Annotated in this window: 14 protein-coding genes; 8 read left to right on the forward strand and 6 right to left on the reverse strand. The window is 68.4% G+C overall.

Features of this window, described 5'->3' with window-relative positions; all coding sequences use genetic code 11:
• The first annotated feature begins 160 nt into the window (after positions 1 to 160).
• The 4 genes from ACYVKL_RS31120 (at position 161) to ACYVKL_RS31135 (ending at position 2,601) form a co-directional block, all read left to right on the forward strand.
• The gene (locus tag ACYVKL_RS31120) at positions 161 to 892 is read left to right on the forward strand and encodes a rhomboid-like protein (RefSeq protein ID WP_379167888.1); all 732 of its coding nucleotides are present in this window, start codon (positions 161 to 163) and stop codon (positions 890 to 892) included.
• A 43-nt stretch (positions 893 to 935) separates the two neighbouring features.
• Positions 936 to 1,613, forward strand: coding sequence for an endonuclease NucS (gene nucS, locus ACYVKL_RS31125; protein WP_213557729.1), 678 nt, complete (start codon positions 936 to 938; stop codon positions 1,611 to 1,613).
• Positions 1,614 to 1,617: 4 nt separating this feature from the next.
• The gene (locus ACYVKL_RS31130; RefSeq protein ID WP_213557728.1) at positions 1,618 to 1,923 is read left to right on the forward strand and encodes an ATP/GTP-binding protein; all 306 of its coding nucleotides are present in this window, start codon (positions 1,618 to 1,620) and stop codon (positions 1,921 to 1,923) included.
• 186 nt (positions 1,924 to 2,109) lie between these two features.
• The gene (locus ACYVKL_RS31135) at positions 2,110 to 2,601 is read left to right on the forward strand and encodes a hypothetical protein (protein ID WP_379167886.1); all 492 of its coding nucleotides are present in this window, start codon (positions 2,110 to 2,112) and stop codon (positions 2,599 to 2,601) included.
• A gap of 105 nt (positions 2,602 to 2,706) precedes the next feature.
• On the opposite strand, the gene ACYVKL_RS31140 is transcribed toward ACYVKL_RS31135, so the two are convergent.
• Positions 2,707 to 3,675 (reverse strand): coiled-coil domain-containing protein, encoded by a 969-nt coding sequence (locus tag ACYVKL_RS31140; RefSeq protein ID WP_213557726.1) that lies wholly within the window; start codon positions 3,673 to 3,675, stop codon positions 2,707 to 2,709.
• A gap of 86 nt (positions 3,676 to 3,761) precedes the next feature.
• Positions 3,762 to 4,232: a methylmalonyl-CoA epimerase gene (mce, locus tag ACYVKL_RS31145; RefSeq protein ID WP_379345507.1), complete on the reverse strand. Its 471-nt coding sequence runs from the start codon at positions 4,230 to 4,232 to the stop codon at positions 3,762 to 3,764.
• Positions 4,233 to 4,348: 116 nt separating this feature from the next.
• Here mce and ACYVKL_RS31150 point away from each other — a divergent pair, with 116 nt between their 5' ends.
• From ACYVKL_RS31150 to ACYVKL_RS31160, 3 genes are all read left to right on the forward strand, one after another.
• Entirely contained in the window at positions 4,349 to 5,530 is a 1,182-nt protein-coding gene (locus ACYVKL_RS31150) for an acetyl-CoA C-acetyltransferase (protein WP_379167884.1), read from the forward strand.
• A 146-nt stretch (positions 5,531 to 5,676) separates the two neighbouring features.
• Positions 5,677 to 6,048: a DUF3817 domain-containing protein gene (locus tag ACYVKL_RS31155; protein ID WP_213557724.1), complete on the forward strand. Its 372-nt coding sequence runs from the start codon at positions 5,677 to 5,679 to the stop codon at positions 6,046 to 6,048.
• 58 nt (positions 6,049 to 6,106) lie between these two features.
• Positions 6,107 to 6,964 carry a tetratricopeptide repeat protein gene (locus tag ACYVKL_RS31160; RefSeq protein WP_213561474.1) on the forward strand — a complete coding sequence of 286 codons (858 nt, stop codon included), beginning with the start codon at positions 6,107 to 6,109 and terminating at the stop codon, positions 6,962 to 6,964.
• Between the two features lie 2 nt (positions 6,965 to 6,966).
• Here the strand turns inward: ACYVKL_RS31160 and ACYVKL_RS31165 are convergent, their stop codons facing one another.
• On the reverse strand, positions 6,967 to 8,328 hold the full coding sequence (locus tag ACYVKL_RS31165; protein ID WP_379167882.1) for a TrpB-like pyridoxal phosphate-dependent enzyme: 1,362 nt from the start codon (positions 8,326 to 8,328) through the stop codon (positions 6,967 to 6,969).
• A gap of 120 nt (positions 8,329 to 8,448) precedes the next feature.
• On the opposite strand from ACYVKL_RS31165, the gene ACYVKL_RS31170 reads away from it, so the two are divergent.
• Complete coding sequence (locus ACYVKL_RS31170) at positions 8,449 to 9,069, forward strand: TIGR03086 family metal-binding protein (protein WP_379167880.1); 621 nt, start codon at positions 8,449 to 8,451, stop codon at positions 9,067 to 9,069.
• Between the two features lie 5 nt (positions 9,070 to 9,074).
• Here the strand turns inward: ACYVKL_RS31170 and glgB are convergent, their stop codons facing one another.
• The 3 genes from glgB to ACYVKL_RS31185 are packed head-to-tail and all read right to left on the reverse strand — an operon-like array spanning position 9,075 to position 13,910.
• Positions 9,075 to 11,237 (reverse strand): 1,4-alpha-glucan branching protein GlgB, encoded by a 2,163-nt coding sequence (glgB, locus tag ACYVKL_RS31175; protein ID WP_379167879.1) that lies wholly within the window; start codon positions 11,235 to 11,237, stop codon positions 9,075 to 9,077.
• Positions 11,234 to 13,237, reverse strand: coding sequence for an alpha-1,4-glucan--maltose-1-phosphate maltosyltransferase (locus ACYVKL_RS31180; RefSeq protein ID WP_379167877.1), 2,004 nt, complete (start codon positions 13,235 to 13,237; stop codon positions 11,234 to 11,236). The genes glgB and ACYVKL_RS31180 overlap by 4 nt, the downstream gene beginning before the upstream one ends.
• Positions 13,238 to 13,259: 22 nt before the next feature.
• A complete protein-coding gene (locus tag ACYVKL_RS31185) occupies positions 13,260 to 13,910 on the reverse strand; it encodes a PaaI family thioesterase (RefSeq protein WP_213557719.1) in 651 nt (216 codons plus the stop codon).
• Positions 13,911 to 13,989: the final 79 nt, after the last annotated feature.

Below are 13,989 nucleotides of genomic sequence, written 5' to 3' on the forward strand. Positions count from 1 at the left end.
ACTCGACAGGGTGTGGGAGAGTAGGACACCGCCGGAACATCATTCGCGAAGGCCCCCAGCTATGCTGGGGGCCTTCTGCGTATTCAGGTGTAACCCGGGTAGCTACCTACCCACAGACAGTTCCCAGCCGAAAACCAGTTTCGGTTGGATGAGAAAGACAATGATCGACAGCATGGCCCTCGCGCTCGCCCCACAGCAGCCCGTGACCGCCCGCCGCTTCCGGTGGTCGGCGCTCTGGCTGCCAGCCACCTACAGCTACGTGAGCGTGCTGCTGGCAGTCGCTGTGGGTCTCACCATGGTGAGCGCCTCGCGTGAGTCGCGAATCGTGCTGCACGCCAGCACCAACCTCCACAATCTGACCAAGGGCCATCTGGGCACCTTGTTCTCCAGTGCCTTCCTGGTGGGTGAGGGCGCGGCCACGGTCTTCCTGATCGTCCCCATGCTGGCCTGCCTGCTCGCGCTGGCGGAACGGCGCTTCGGGGCGGTGAAGCTGGTGCACACCTTCTTCGTCGGCCATGTGGGCGCCACCGTGCTGGTGGCGCTGGGCCTGTGGGTGGCGGTGCAGTCGCAGCTGGTGCCCGGCAGCATCGCGATGGCGGAGGATGTGGGCGTCAGCTACGGCGCGATGGCCGTGGTCGGTGCGCTGGTGGCGGTATTGCCGTCGCATCGGCGCTGGGTGTGGGCGGGCACCTGGCTGTCGTTCGCGCTGGGCGGGGTGGTGCTGTGGCACACCTTCACGAATGTGGGTCATTTCCTGGCGCTGTGCCTGGGTCTGGGGATCGGGCGGTTGACGATTCGCCGGCAGGGCGGGGCGGAGCGGCCGCTGAACCTTCCGGAGTATGTCTTGCTGGCGTGCGGCTCGCTGTTCGCCTGCCTGATGTTGCTGGGCTGAGGCCGCGTCACCGGAGCCGTTGCCCGGTCACTAGACTCGACCGGTGCGCCTTGTGATTGCTCGTTGCCAGGTCGATTACGTGGGTCGGCTGACCGCCCATCTGCCCATGGCCCGTCGTCTGCTGATGATGAAGGCCGACGGTTCGGTGCTGGTTCATTCCGATGGCGGCTCCTACAAGCCGTTGAACTGGATGAGCCCGCCGTGCTGGCTGGAGGAGCGGGAAACCGATTCCGAGACAAGCCAACTGTGGGTGGTGTCGAACAAGGCCGGCGAGGAACTGCGCATCACGGTCGAGGACATCGAACTGGATTCCAAGCACGAGCTGGGCGTCGATCCCGGTCTGGTGAAGGACGGTGTCGAGGCGCACCTGCAGGAGTTGCTGGCCGAGCACATCGAAACCCTCGGCCCCGGTTACACCTTGATCCGCCGCGAGTACATGACGGCCATCGGCCCGGTCGACATTCTGTGCCGGGACGCCGACGGCGCGACGGTGGCGGTGGAGATCAAGCGCCGCGGTGAGATCGACGGCGTCGAACAGCTCACCCGCTATCTGGAGCTGCTCAACCGCGATCCCCTGCTGGCTCCCGTGGCCGGCGTGTTCGCCGCCCAGCAGATCAAGCCGCAGGCGAAAACCCTTGCCGCCGACCGCGGTATCCGTTGCCTGACCCTGGATTACGATGCCCTGCGCGGCACCGATTCCAGCGAATTCCGGCTCTTCTGAGGCCATGCCCCGCCGCAAGCCCCGGCCCAAGGATTCGGCGCGATCCCAGCGGGATCCGCGCCCCCTGGGCGACGTCTTCGGCCGCACCGAACCCGGCCCCGGCACCGACGACACCTTCATCGTCCGCACCGTCCCCGGCACCCGCGCCACCAAGCCCTACCGCTGCCCCGGCTGCGATCAGGTGATCCCGCCCGGCACCCCGCACATCGTCGCCTGGGCCGCCCACGACGGCGAGGACGACCGCCGCCACTGGCACACCGGGTGCTGGAAGGGCCGCAACACCCGCACCATCACCCGCCGCTGGTCCTGAGCCCCGAGAATTCGGGTGCTTCGACCCGACCACGCTCGGGACGCATCACATTGTCGCGCAACAGCAGAACGCGGACGGCTCGGTCGTGAGCCCCTGTAATTGGGGGACGTCGTTCACGCCTGCGGACGGTTGCGAGATCGATACCCTTCCCGAGCTGAAGTGTGTGTATTTCACAAGGAGTTGGGGATGAGAAAAGGTCGAATCGGGTTGGCGCTGAGCGTGTTTGCGGCGGTCGCCATGAGTCTCGCGGGGAGCCCGCACGCATCAGCGGATGTGCTGTCGATGTCGGTGTACGCCAGTGGCTGGAGCCACGAGGAAGGCCCGACTCCATGGTCCATCAGTGTCGTGATCTCGTGTGACCCTGCCGGCACGCCTGTTGCTCCGCCGGTCTATTTCACCGACAACGGGAGAGCCCTGTACGGGAGCCCGGTGGCTGCCGCCACCGGAGACAGTCTCAGGATGTTCAGGAGACCGCCTTACTGTGACAACCCGGGTGGTGGCTACCAGTCCTTCGCGCAAATTACCTACATGCCGAGAACCCTGGGCGCGCATCATATCGTTGCGACGCAGTACAAGCCGGATGGATCGGTCCTGAGCACAATGGCGCAGGACGTGAACGTCACCGAGTCGCCCTGCACGGTCATCGGCAGTGTCGCGTATCCCATTCCATGCAACTGACCGGTGGGTCCGCGTCCTGATCATCGACGGGCGCACATAAGGAAGGCCGCCTCCCGGTAGGGAAGCGGCCTTCGTACGGCTTCGGGTTGTCGCCCGGTGAGTGGATTAGCCCGAGATGTCGGCGTTCTCGCGGTCGTCGACGAGATCCTCGTCGTCGTGGGCTTCGGAGATGGCCTTGCGGCCGCCCTTGAGGGAGCGCTGTTCCGGTGCGCCGTCGAGGAGTTCGCTTTCGCGGTTGACGGCGGCGAGCATGGCCGGGACCGAGTCGAGCTGGCCGCGGATGCCGAGCAGCTGAGCCAGGACGCGGCCGCGGAGGACACGCATTTCCTCGGCAAGTTCCTTGGCGTGCGCGATCTTTCGATCCGCGGTGTTGGTCGCCGAGGTGATGAGGCGGTTGGCCTCGTCGGTGGCGTCCTTGATGCGCTGGGCGGCCTCGGCGCGGGAGGTGGCTTCCAGCTCCTCCATGGCGCGGGTCAGCTTGGTGCGCCGCTCCGCCATGGTGACCTCGAAGTCCTGCTGCGTCGCCTTGCGCTTGGCGTCGGACTCCTTGGTGAGGCGGTCGGCCTCGGCGTTGGCGGCTTCGACGATCTTGGCGGACTCGGAGCGGGCGTTGGCGAGAGTCTGCTCGAATTCGATTTCGAGAGCTTCGCGCTTCTCCTTGGTCTCGGAGAGGAGCGATTCGTACTTCCCACGCATTTCGGTGGCCTGCTGCTCGGCGATCGAGATCATCTCGGCGGCCTCGGCCTGAGCCTGGGCGCGGACCTCGGAGGCCTCGTCGGAGGCCAGGCGCAGCATGCGGGAGATGCGATCGGACATGCCTTCGGCGGTCGTCGGCGGCACCGAGAGCCGGTCGACTTCCTTACGGAGCTCGTCGATCTCGTCCCGGGCATCCTCGAGCTGGGCCGCCAGGTTGCGGGCCTGGGCAGCGGCCGCATCGCGGTCGGTGGCGGTGACCCTTAGCTCGGCATCGAAACGGTCGAAGTAGTTACGCACCTCGTCACGGTCATAGCCCTTCCGCACAACGGTAAAGGGCAGCGCGACGAAGCGATTACGATCGGGCTCAGTGGACGACATGCCCCACAAACTACAGCGTGACCGCCGGTGATGGTGAGTCGACCGCAAATGTTGTTACGCCCTCTTTAGGAGGGCGGAACCCGGTACTAGTGAGTAGTTTTCGCGGCCGGTTCGACGAGTTCGACCAGCACACCGCCAGCATCCTTGGGGTGGATGAAGTTGATGCGGGAACCAGCGGTTCCACCACGCGGCTCTGCGTACAGCAAACGCAAGCCTCGTTCACGAAGTTGCTCGGAAACCGCCTCGACATCGGTGACCCGGTAGGCGAGCTGCTGCAGGCCAGGCCCGTTTCGGTCGATGAACTTGGCGATGGTGGACTCCTCGTTGAGCGGAGCCAGCAACTGAAGAGCGACCGAGCCCTCGGGCGTGCCGGGGACCGACAGCATGGCCTCGTGGACGCCCTGGGACTCGTTGATCTCGCGGTGGGTCTCCACCATGCCCAGATTGTCGCGGTACCAAGCGACGGCGGCATCGAGGTCCGGTACGGCGATGCCCACGTGATCGACGGCGGTGATGTATTCCGACGGGATGAATTCGGTGTTCTCGGTAGTGCTCACACCTGGAACGGTAGCGCGCACCCGCATACCCCCGCCGAAGTGCATGGAGTTACCGTGGAGTACGGCTCCGATGGTTGGCGGAGCCGTGACAACACACAGTAAGTGAGGCCCCCATCGTGACAACCTCCGTGATCGTCTCCGGCGCTCGTACCCCGGTCGGCCGGCTGCTCGGATCGCTGAAGGACTTCAGCGGCTCGGATCTGGGCGGGATCGCCATCAAGGCGGCGCTGGAGAAGGGCGGGGTCGCGCCCGAGCAGGTCGACTACGTGATCATGGGTCAGGTGCTCACCGCGGGCGCGGGCCAGATCCCGGCCCGTCAGGCCGCGGTCGCCGCGGGGATTCCGATGGACGTCCCGGCGCTCACCATCAACAAGGTGTGCCTGTCCGGCATCAACGCAATTGCCATGGCGGATCAGCTGATTCGCGCCGGCGAGTACGAGATCGTGGTGGCCGGCGGCCAGGAGTCCATGACCAACGCCCCGCACCTGCTCGAGAAGAGCCGTGAGGGCTTCAAGTACGGCGACGTGAACCTGCGCGACAGCATGGCCTACGACGGTCTGTACGACATCTTCACCGACCAGGCGATGGGCGCGCTCACCGAGCAGCGCAACGACGCCGACAAGATCAGCCGCGAGGAGCAGGACGCGTTCGCCGCCGCCTCGCACCAGAAGGCCGCCACCGCGTGGAAGAACGGCCTGTTCGCCGACGAGGTCGCCCCGGTGTCGATCCCGCAGCGCAAGGGCGACCCGATCGTGTTCGCCGAGGACGAGGGCATCCGCGCCGACACCACGGTGGAGTCGCTGGGCAAGCTGCGTCCGGCCTTCCGCAAGGACGGCAGCATCACCGCCGGTTCGGCCTCCCAGATCTCCGACGGCGCGGCCGCCGTGATCGTCATGTCCAAGGCGAAGGCCGAGGCGCTGGGCCTGTCCTGGATCGCCGAGATCGGCGCGGCCGGTGTCGTCGCCGGCCCCGACTCCACCCTGCAGGACCAGCCCGCCAACGCGATCGCGAAAGCCTGTGCCAAGGAAGGCATTTCGCCCGCCGAGCTGGACCTGGTCGAGATCAACGAGGCGTTCGCCGCGGTCGGCATCGCGTCCACCCGCAAGCTGGGCATCGACCCGGAGAAGGTGAACGTCAACGGTGGCGCCATCTCCATCGGTCACCCGCTGGGCATGTCCGGCGCTCGGATCGTGCTGCACCTGGCCAATGAGCTGAAGCGCCGCGGCGGCGGCACCGGCGCGGCCGCCCTGTGTGGTGGTGGCGGTCAGGGTGACGCTCTGATCATCCGCGTGAAGTAATTCGGTGAGGTAGAGAACGGCCCCGGCTCCCGAGCCGGGGCCGTTCTCGTCGGCGGGGTGTTCCGCTACCAGGAATCCGGCGCGGCCGTCCCGGATGTGACCAGCTCCACTACAGGGTGTCGTAGTCGTCGGGCAGAATGGAGGGCATGGGTGATCTGTTCGACCTGTCCACGGTCGCGAAGCGTGTGCGTTTCTTCGGCCTGCTCGAGGTGCCGTCCTGGGTGCTGCTGTTCATCGGCTCTGCCCTGAAGCGCGCCGACGCGCTGGGCATCGCCGATCAGCCGATCAAGTGGCCGGTGATGGTGTTCGGCATGCTGCACGGCGTCGTGTTCCTGGCCTACGCCATCAACTGCCTGCTGGCCTCGCGTGAGTTCGAATGGCCCGGCAAGACCACGCTTCTCGCGCTGGCGTCGTCGGTGGTGCCGTTCACGTCCGTGTTCTTCGAGCGTTGGGCGATCTCCTCCGGTCAGCTGGGCGAACTGAGCGGAGCCGCGGCACCCGCCGCCGCCCGTTCGTGACAAACTGGATGTCGTGACTCGACCTGCACGCCGTCCCTCCGCCGCCGCAGCCGCCGCCATGTCGGGCGCGGTGGACCTGTCCGCTCTCAAGCAGCCGGCCGCCGCCGCGGCGGATGTCCCGGGTGACCACGCCGTCACCGAGACCAATTTCGAGGATCGAGTGCTGCGGCGCTCCACCCAGGTGCCGGTGGTGGTGGCGCTGTACTCGCAGCGCAGCCCGGGCAGCATCGAGCTGGTGAAGCTGCTCGAGCAGCTGGTCACCCGCAGCGGTGGCGACTGGGATCTGGCCACCGTGGAGGCCGAGGCGAACATGCGCATCGCGCAGGCCTTCGGTGTCCAGGGCATTCCGACCGTGGTCGCGGTGGCCGCGGGTCAGCCGCTGGCCGACTTCACCGGCAATCAGCCCGAGGAGCAGGTCACCCAGTGGCTGGCCGCCGTGGTGGATGCCGTGCGCGGCAAGCTGCCCGGTGTCGGCGAGGGCGAGGCCGCCGAGCCCGAGGTCCCCGAGGATCCGCGTTTCGTCGCGGCCGAAGAGGCTTTGGAGCGCGGCGAATTCGACGCCGCGATCGCCGTCTACCAGGACATCCTGGCCGCCGAGCCGAACAACGCCGAGGCCAAGGCCGCGCTGCGGCAGGTCCAATTCCTTTCCCGCGTGCAGGATCTCGACCCGGCCGCGCTCGCCAAGGCCGACGCCGACCCGGCCGACCTGGACGCCGCGATCGCCGCCGCCGATCTCGAGATGTTCAACCAGCAGCCCGAGGCCGCCTTCGACCGCCTGATCGCCCAGGTCAAGCGGACCGCGGGCGATGACCGCACCCGGGTCCGCACCCACCTGCTGGAGCTGTTCGAGCTCTTCGACCCGGCCGAGCCGCTGGTCGTCGCCTCCCGCCGCAAGCTGGCCGCCGCGCTGTACTGACCTCAGATCCTGGGGAGCGAGGCGAGGGCGGCATCGATTCGGGGCTGGGACAGCTCGAAGTCGGGGATGTCGCCCGCCAGGTAGCGCTCGTAGGCGGTCATGTCGAAGTGGCCGTGTCCGCACAGTGCGGTGAGCAGCACTTTCTCCTCGCCGGAGGCGGTGCAGCGGTTGGCTTCCTCGATGACCGCCGCCAGCGCGTGTGACGGTTCGGGGGCCGGGAGAATGCCTTCGGCCTTCGCGAAAGTGACCGCCGCGGCGAAGCATTCGCGCTGTTGTTTGGCCACGGCCTCGAACAGCCCGAGCTCGTACATGTGCGACAGCAGCGGCGACATTCCGTGGTAGCGCAGCCCGCCCGCGTGCACGGGGTCGGGGATGAAGTCGTGGCCGAGGGTGTGCATCTTCATCAGCGGGGTGAAGCCCGCGGTGTCGCCGAAGTCGTATGCGTAGATGCCGCGGGTGAACGACGGGCAGGCGGCCGGTTCGACGGCGCGGATGACGGGATCGGCTCGGCCCGCGAGCTTTTCGCGCAGGAACGGCAGGAACAGGCCCGCGAAGTTGGAGCCGCCGCCGGTGCAGCCGACGATCACGTCCGGGGGCCGCTCGCCCGCCGCGGCGAACTGTTTCAACGCCTCCTCGCCGATCACGGTCTGGTGCAGCAGCACGTGATTGAGCACGCTGCCCAGCGCGTAGCGGGTGAACGGGTCGGCCGCGGCCACCTCCACCGCCTCACTGATGGCGATGCCCAGGCTGCCCGGGGAATCCGGGTGGTCGGCAAGGATTTTCGCGCCCGCCGCGGTGATGGGGGAGGGGCTGGCGTGCACGGTAGCGCCCCAGGTGCGCATGAGGGTGCGCCGGTGCGGCTTCTGGTCGTAGGAGGCGCGGACCATCCACACCTCGCAGTCGATGCCGTACTGGGCGCAGGCGAAGGCGAGCGCGCTGCCCCACTGGCCGGCGCCGGTCTCGGTGGTCAGCCGCCGCGTGCCTTCGGCGGCGTTGTAGAACGCCTGCGGCACAGCGGTATTCGGCTTGTGTGAGCCCGCAGGCGACACGCCTTCGTACTTGTAATAGATGCGCGCCGGGGTGCCGAGCGCCTTTTCCAGGCGTCGCGCCCGGAACAGCGGGGTCGGCCGCCAGAGCCGGTACACATCGATGACCTCGTCGGGGATGTCGAGGTAGCGGTCGCCGCTGACTTCCTGCCGGATGAGTTCCATCGGGAAGAGCGGGGCCAGGTCCTCGGGTCCGACCGGCTGCCCGGTACCGGGATGCAGCGGGGGTGGTGGGGGCTCGGGCAGGTCCGGGATGACGTTGTACCAACGCCTCGGGATCTCCGATTCGTCCAGTGTGATCTTGGTGCGCTCGTCCACGGGGCCCTCCCCGGCTTGAAACGACTGTCTGTCCAGGGTGCTCCCGAAGCGAACCTGTTGGTGTGGAATTCGCCGGAATTTCCCTGTCGCCGATCGAGGGAAATTAGTAAGCTGGTGCGTATGATAAGCACCTACGAAGAATTACTGGCCTCGGGAACCGAACTGCTCGCACTCGACGCCCGCGCGGTGCGGACGAGCATCGACGTGGTGGCGAGCCTGACCCCGGCGGACCTGGACGCGCCCAGCCCGTGCGCCGGCTGGACACTGCGAGATCTGCTGGAGCACATGATCGTTCAGCACTATGGCTTCGCGGCGGCGGCCCGCGGCGAAAATGATCTGTCGCGGTGGAAGCCGCAGCCGCTGGGGGAGGATCCGATCGGTGAATACCGGGCGGCCGCCGAGCACGTGCTGGCCACCTTCGCCGAGCCGGGCGTGCTGGAACGGCAGTTCCCGCTGCCGGAGATCCGCGACGGCATCGTGATCCCGGGGTCGCTGGCGGTCAGCTTCCATTTCATCGACTACGTCGTGCACGCCTGGGACGTGGCGCGCGCGCTCAGGACGACCGTCGCGTTCGACGACGACGTGCTCGCCGCCGCCTGGCCGGTGGCCGAGGCGGTCCCGCGCGGCCCGGCCCGGGAGCGGCCGGGCTCGTCGTTCGCCCCCGAGCTGGCGGTGGCACAGACCCCGGGACTGGATCGGATTCTGGCCGTGCTCGGCCGGTCCCCACGCTGGCCCGAGTAGCGGTGTCAGTCGCGTGGCGCGGTCGACAGCCACACGGCGCTGTGCGGCGCCAGCGTCAGCGCCGCCGAGACCGGCCGCCCGTGCCAGGGCCGGGGCTCGGCCGGGATGGCGCCGGTCGTGCCCGCGCCACTGCCGCCGTAGGCGACGGCGTCGGTATTGAGCACCTCGAACCACGAAACCTGTTCGGACTCCGGCAGTCCGACGCGGTACCCGGTGAGGTGCTGCCCGGAGAAGTTGTACACGCAGGCCAGGATGGCGCCGTCGGCGCCGTACCGCAGGAACGACAGCACATTGTTGTCGCGGTCGTCGGCGTCGATCCAGGCGTAGCCGCCCGGCGAGGTGTCCTGGCTCCACAGCGCCGGCTGTGCGGCGTAGAGCCGGTTGAGGTCGCCGACCAGGGTTTGGATGCCGCGGTGCAGCGGGTTGTCCAGCTCGTGCCAGTCCAGTCCGCGATCGTGGTCCCATTCCCGGAACTGGCCGAAGTCCTGGCCCATGAACAGCAGCTGCTTGCCCGGATGCGCCCACATGTAGGCGAGCAGCGCGCGCACCCCGCCCGCCTTGGCGTAGTCGTCGCCGGGCATGCGGGTCCACAGCGTCCCCTTGCCGTGCACGACCTCGTCGTGGCTGATCGGGAGCAGATAGTTCTCGCTCCAGGCGTAGGTGAGCGAGAAGGTGACCTCGTTGTGGTGCCAGCTGCGGTGCACCGGATCGCGGGCCAGGTAGCCGAGGGTGTCGTGCATCCAGCCCATGTTCCATTTCATGGTGAACCCGAGTCCGCCGACCTCGGTGGCGCGGGTGACGCCGGGCCAGGTGGTGGATTCCTCGGCGATGGTCAGCACGCCCGGATGATGTTTGTGGACGGTCGCGTTCATCTCCTGCAGGAAGGCGACCGCCTCCAGGTTCTCGCGGCCGCCGTGGATGTTGGGCTCCCAGTCCGGGCGCGAATAGTCCAGGTAGAGCATCGAGGCGACGGCGTCCACGCGCAGCCCGTCGAGATGGAACTCCTCGATCCAGTAGAGCGCGTTGGCGACCAGGAAGTTGCGGACCTCGTGGCGGCCGAAGTTGAAAACGTAGGTGCCCCAGTCGAGTTGCTCGCCGCGGCGCGGGTCGGCGTGCTCGTAGAGGGCGGTGCCGTCGAATCTGGCCAGCGCCCATTCGTCGCGCGGGAAGTGCGCGGGCACCCAGTCCAGGATCACGCCGATGCCCTTGCGGTGCAGGTGATCCACGAGATAGCGGAAGTCGTCGGGGGAGCCGAAGCGGGCGGTGGGCGCGAAGTAGGAGGTGACCTGGTAGCCCCAGGAGCCGCCGAAGGGATGCTCGGCCACCGGTAGCAGCTCCACGTGCGTGAAGCCTTGGGCGAGCACGTATTCGGCGAGTTGTTCGGCGATCTCGCGGTAGCCGAGCCCGGGCCGCCAGGAACCGAGGTGCACCTCGTAGATGCTGACCGGTGCGCGCAGGGGATCGGTGCGGGTCCGTGTCCGCAGCCATTCCGCGTCGCTCCAGGCGAATTCGCTCTCGGTGATGACCGAGGCGGTCGCGGGCGGCGTCTCGGTGGCGTAGGCCATGGGGTCGGCGTGGTCGACGACCCGCCCGTCCGCCCCGTGCACGCGGTACTTGTACAGCGCTCCCGGACCGATGCCGGGCAGGAACAGTTCCCATACCCCGGAATCGCCGAGTTTGCGCATGGGCGCGGTCTTTCCGGTCCAGCCGTCGAAGTCCCCGATGACGGCGACGCCGCGCGCGTTGGGCGCCCACACCGCGAACGCGGTGCCGGTCACCTCGCCGTCGAGGCTGGGGTAGCGCTTCGGGTGCGCGCCGAGCACCTCCCACAGCCGTTCGTGCCGGCCCTCTCCGAGCAGGTGCAGGTCGACGTCGCCGAGGGTGGGCAGGAAGCGGTACCCGTCCGCGTCCACGACGGTGCGCCCGCCCGGGTACGAGCTGACGATGCGGTAGTCCCACAGCTCCGCGAACGGCAGGACCGCCTCGAACACGCCGTGATCACGATGTGTCAGTGGATGATCCACACCGTCGACGCGGACCGCGACGGCGTCGGCGTACGGCCGCAGCACCCGGACGATCGTCCCGTCGGCATGCGGGTGCGCGCCCAGCACGGTGTGCGGATCGGGGTGCGTGCCTGCCGCCAGCAGCAGGAGGTCACGCCGATTCATCGGAACGATCTGCGATAGGCGAGTTCGTTGCGCGCGGCGGCGGGCACCGGCGGCAGGGTGAGGATGTGGGCGGCCGCGCGGTTCGGGTCCAGGCGCACGTAATTGCTCTGGCCCCAGTGGTATTCCTCGCCGGTGACGTCGTCGGTGACGAGCGGCCGGTCGTGCCATTCGCGGCCGATGGCGGGCAGGTCGAGCGACACCATGCCGTGCTCGGCGCCGAACGGGTTCAGGTTCACCACGACCAGGACGGCGTCACCGGTGGTCGGGTCCATTTTCGAGAAGGCCAGCAGCGCATCGTTGTCCACGTGGTGGAAGTGGATGCACCGCACCTGCCGCAGCGCCGGATGCGCGCGCCGGATCTCGTTGAGCCGGGTCAGCCATGGCTCCAGGGATTCGCCGCGCGCGGCCGCCCCGGCGAAATCGCGGGGGCGCAGCTGGAATTTCTCGGTGTCGAGGTACTCCTCGCTGCCGGGGCGCAGCGCCTGGTGCTCGTACAGTTCGAAGCCGGAGTACACGCCCCAGGTCGCGCCGAGCGTCGCGGCCAGCACCGCGCGGATCGCGAACATGCCCGGCCCGCCGTATTGCAGGCTCTCGTGCAGGATGTCCGGGGTGTTGACGAACAGGTTGGCGCGCGCCTCGTCGGCCTTGGCGGCCAGTTCGCGGCCGAACTCCTCCAGCTCGTGTTTGTGGGTGCGCCAGGTGAAATAGGTGTAGGACTGGCTGAATCCGCGCCGGGCCAGACCGTACATGCGAGCCGGGCGGGTGAACGCCTCGGACAGGAAGATGATCTCCGGGTGCTTGCGGTGCACGGCGGCGATCAGCCATTCCCAGAAGTCGGCGGGCTTGGTGTGCGGATTGTCGACCCGGAAGATGGTGACGCCCAGCGTGATCCAGTGCCGCACCACCCGCAGCACCTCGGCGTAGAGCCCGTCGGGATCGTCGTCGAAGTTGAGCGGGTAGATGTCCTGGTACTTCTTCGGCGGATTCTCCGCGTAGGCGATGGTGCCGTCGGGCAGCGTGATGAACCATTCCGGATGCGCCGTCACCCAGGGATGGTCGGGCGCGCACTGCAACGCCAGGTCCAGCGCCACCTCCAGGCCCAATTCCCGTGCGGCGGTCACGAAGTCGAGGAAGTCGGCCTCGGTGCCGAGCTGCGGGTGGATGGCGTCGTGGCCGCCCTCGTCGGAGCCGATCGCCCACGGCGAACCCACATCCTCGGGGCCGGCGGTCAGGGAGTTGTTGGGTCCCTTGCGATTCACCTTGCCGATCGGGTGGATCGGCGGCAGGTACACCACGTCGAAGCCCATGGCCGCGATGCGCGGCAGGTCGGCGGCGGCGGTGGCGAAGGTGCCGTGCACCGGGTTGCCCGCGGTGTCCCGGCCGCCGGTCGAGCGCGGGAAGAATTCGTACCAGGACCCGTACAGCGCGCGCTGCCGATCCACCTGCACGGTGTGCAGGGGCCCGTTGGTCACGAACTCCCGCAACGGGTTCGCCCGCAGGATCTCGCCGACCTCGGTGCTGAACGCGGGGGCCACCCGGGCGGGCAGCTGGGCGTCGCTGCGCAGGGCGGCGGCCGCCGCGCGCAGCACCTGCCATTGTTGTTTGGGCACCGCCAGCGCGGCGCGGTCCAGCAGGCGCGCCCCGAGTTCGAGGTCGTTGGCCAGGTCGACGGCGCTCTGCCCGACCGCCAGCTTGGCTTCGACCCCGGAGCGCCAGGTGGCGATCGGATCGCTCCAGCCCTCGATGCGGAAGGTCCAGCGCCCCGGCGTGCCGGGGGTGAAGACCGCGTTGAACACGTCCGGCTCATACTCCGGACTCATGCGAATGCGTTGCGTGCGTGTCGAATCCGGGCCGGTCACGGCCAGGGTGGCGGCCACCGCCTCGTGTCCCTCGCGCCACACCACGGCGCGGACCGGGACGACCTCGCCGACCACGGCCTTCGACGGCCGGCCGCCGGGTATCGCGGGGGCGGTGTCATCGATGGCGATGCGGCCGGTCACGCCTTCGAACTTACCGGAGGGACTACTGCTGGCCCGGCTTGAGGAGCAGGAACAGGCCGTGCGCCTCGGCACACAGCCGGTCGCCGTCGTGCAGGGTGGCGCGCACGAACACCTTGCGGCCCTCCTGCCGCTCCACCCAGCCGTGCACCTGCAGCTCGGTGTTGAGCGGCGTGATGGACCGGTAGTCGACGTGCAGGAAGGCGGTGCGGGTGACCGCCCGGGTGTTGAGCGCCACGGTCATGCCGAGCAGGTCGTCGAAGCCCAGAGCGATGTGGCCGCCGTGCGCGGCGCTGTTGCCGCCCAGGTGGAAGGTGCGGAAGGTGATCCGTGCCCGCACGCCCTCCGCGCTCGCGGCGTCGATCAGGAACGGCGGCAGGGTGATATTGCCGCGCGCGGGCAGGTCATTGCGGTGCCAGGCGGGCGCATCCCACTCGTCGCCGACCGCGGAGTCGAGCTTGGCGTTGAGCTCCTTCAGCGTGGCGATGGCCTCCAGCGCGACCTCGTCGGTGGGGGAGGCCAGCCGGACCCGGTCCATGAGACCGCGCACCTGCTCGATGAACTCCCCGTAGTGCGGCCCGCCCCGGCTCGCGTCGCGGCCGAGAGTCTGAATCGGCCGGAACCCGCCCTCATGGTGCTCCTCGGGGGCCAGTGCTTCGACCTGCTGCTCGCTCATGGTGAAACACGTTATCGGTTGCTTACCGGATGCCCGCGTCGGGGCACCGGTGACCAGCATCTCGATGACCTCGAAGAAT

The sequence above is a fragment of the Nocardia tengchongensis genome (genome assembly GCF_054781395.1).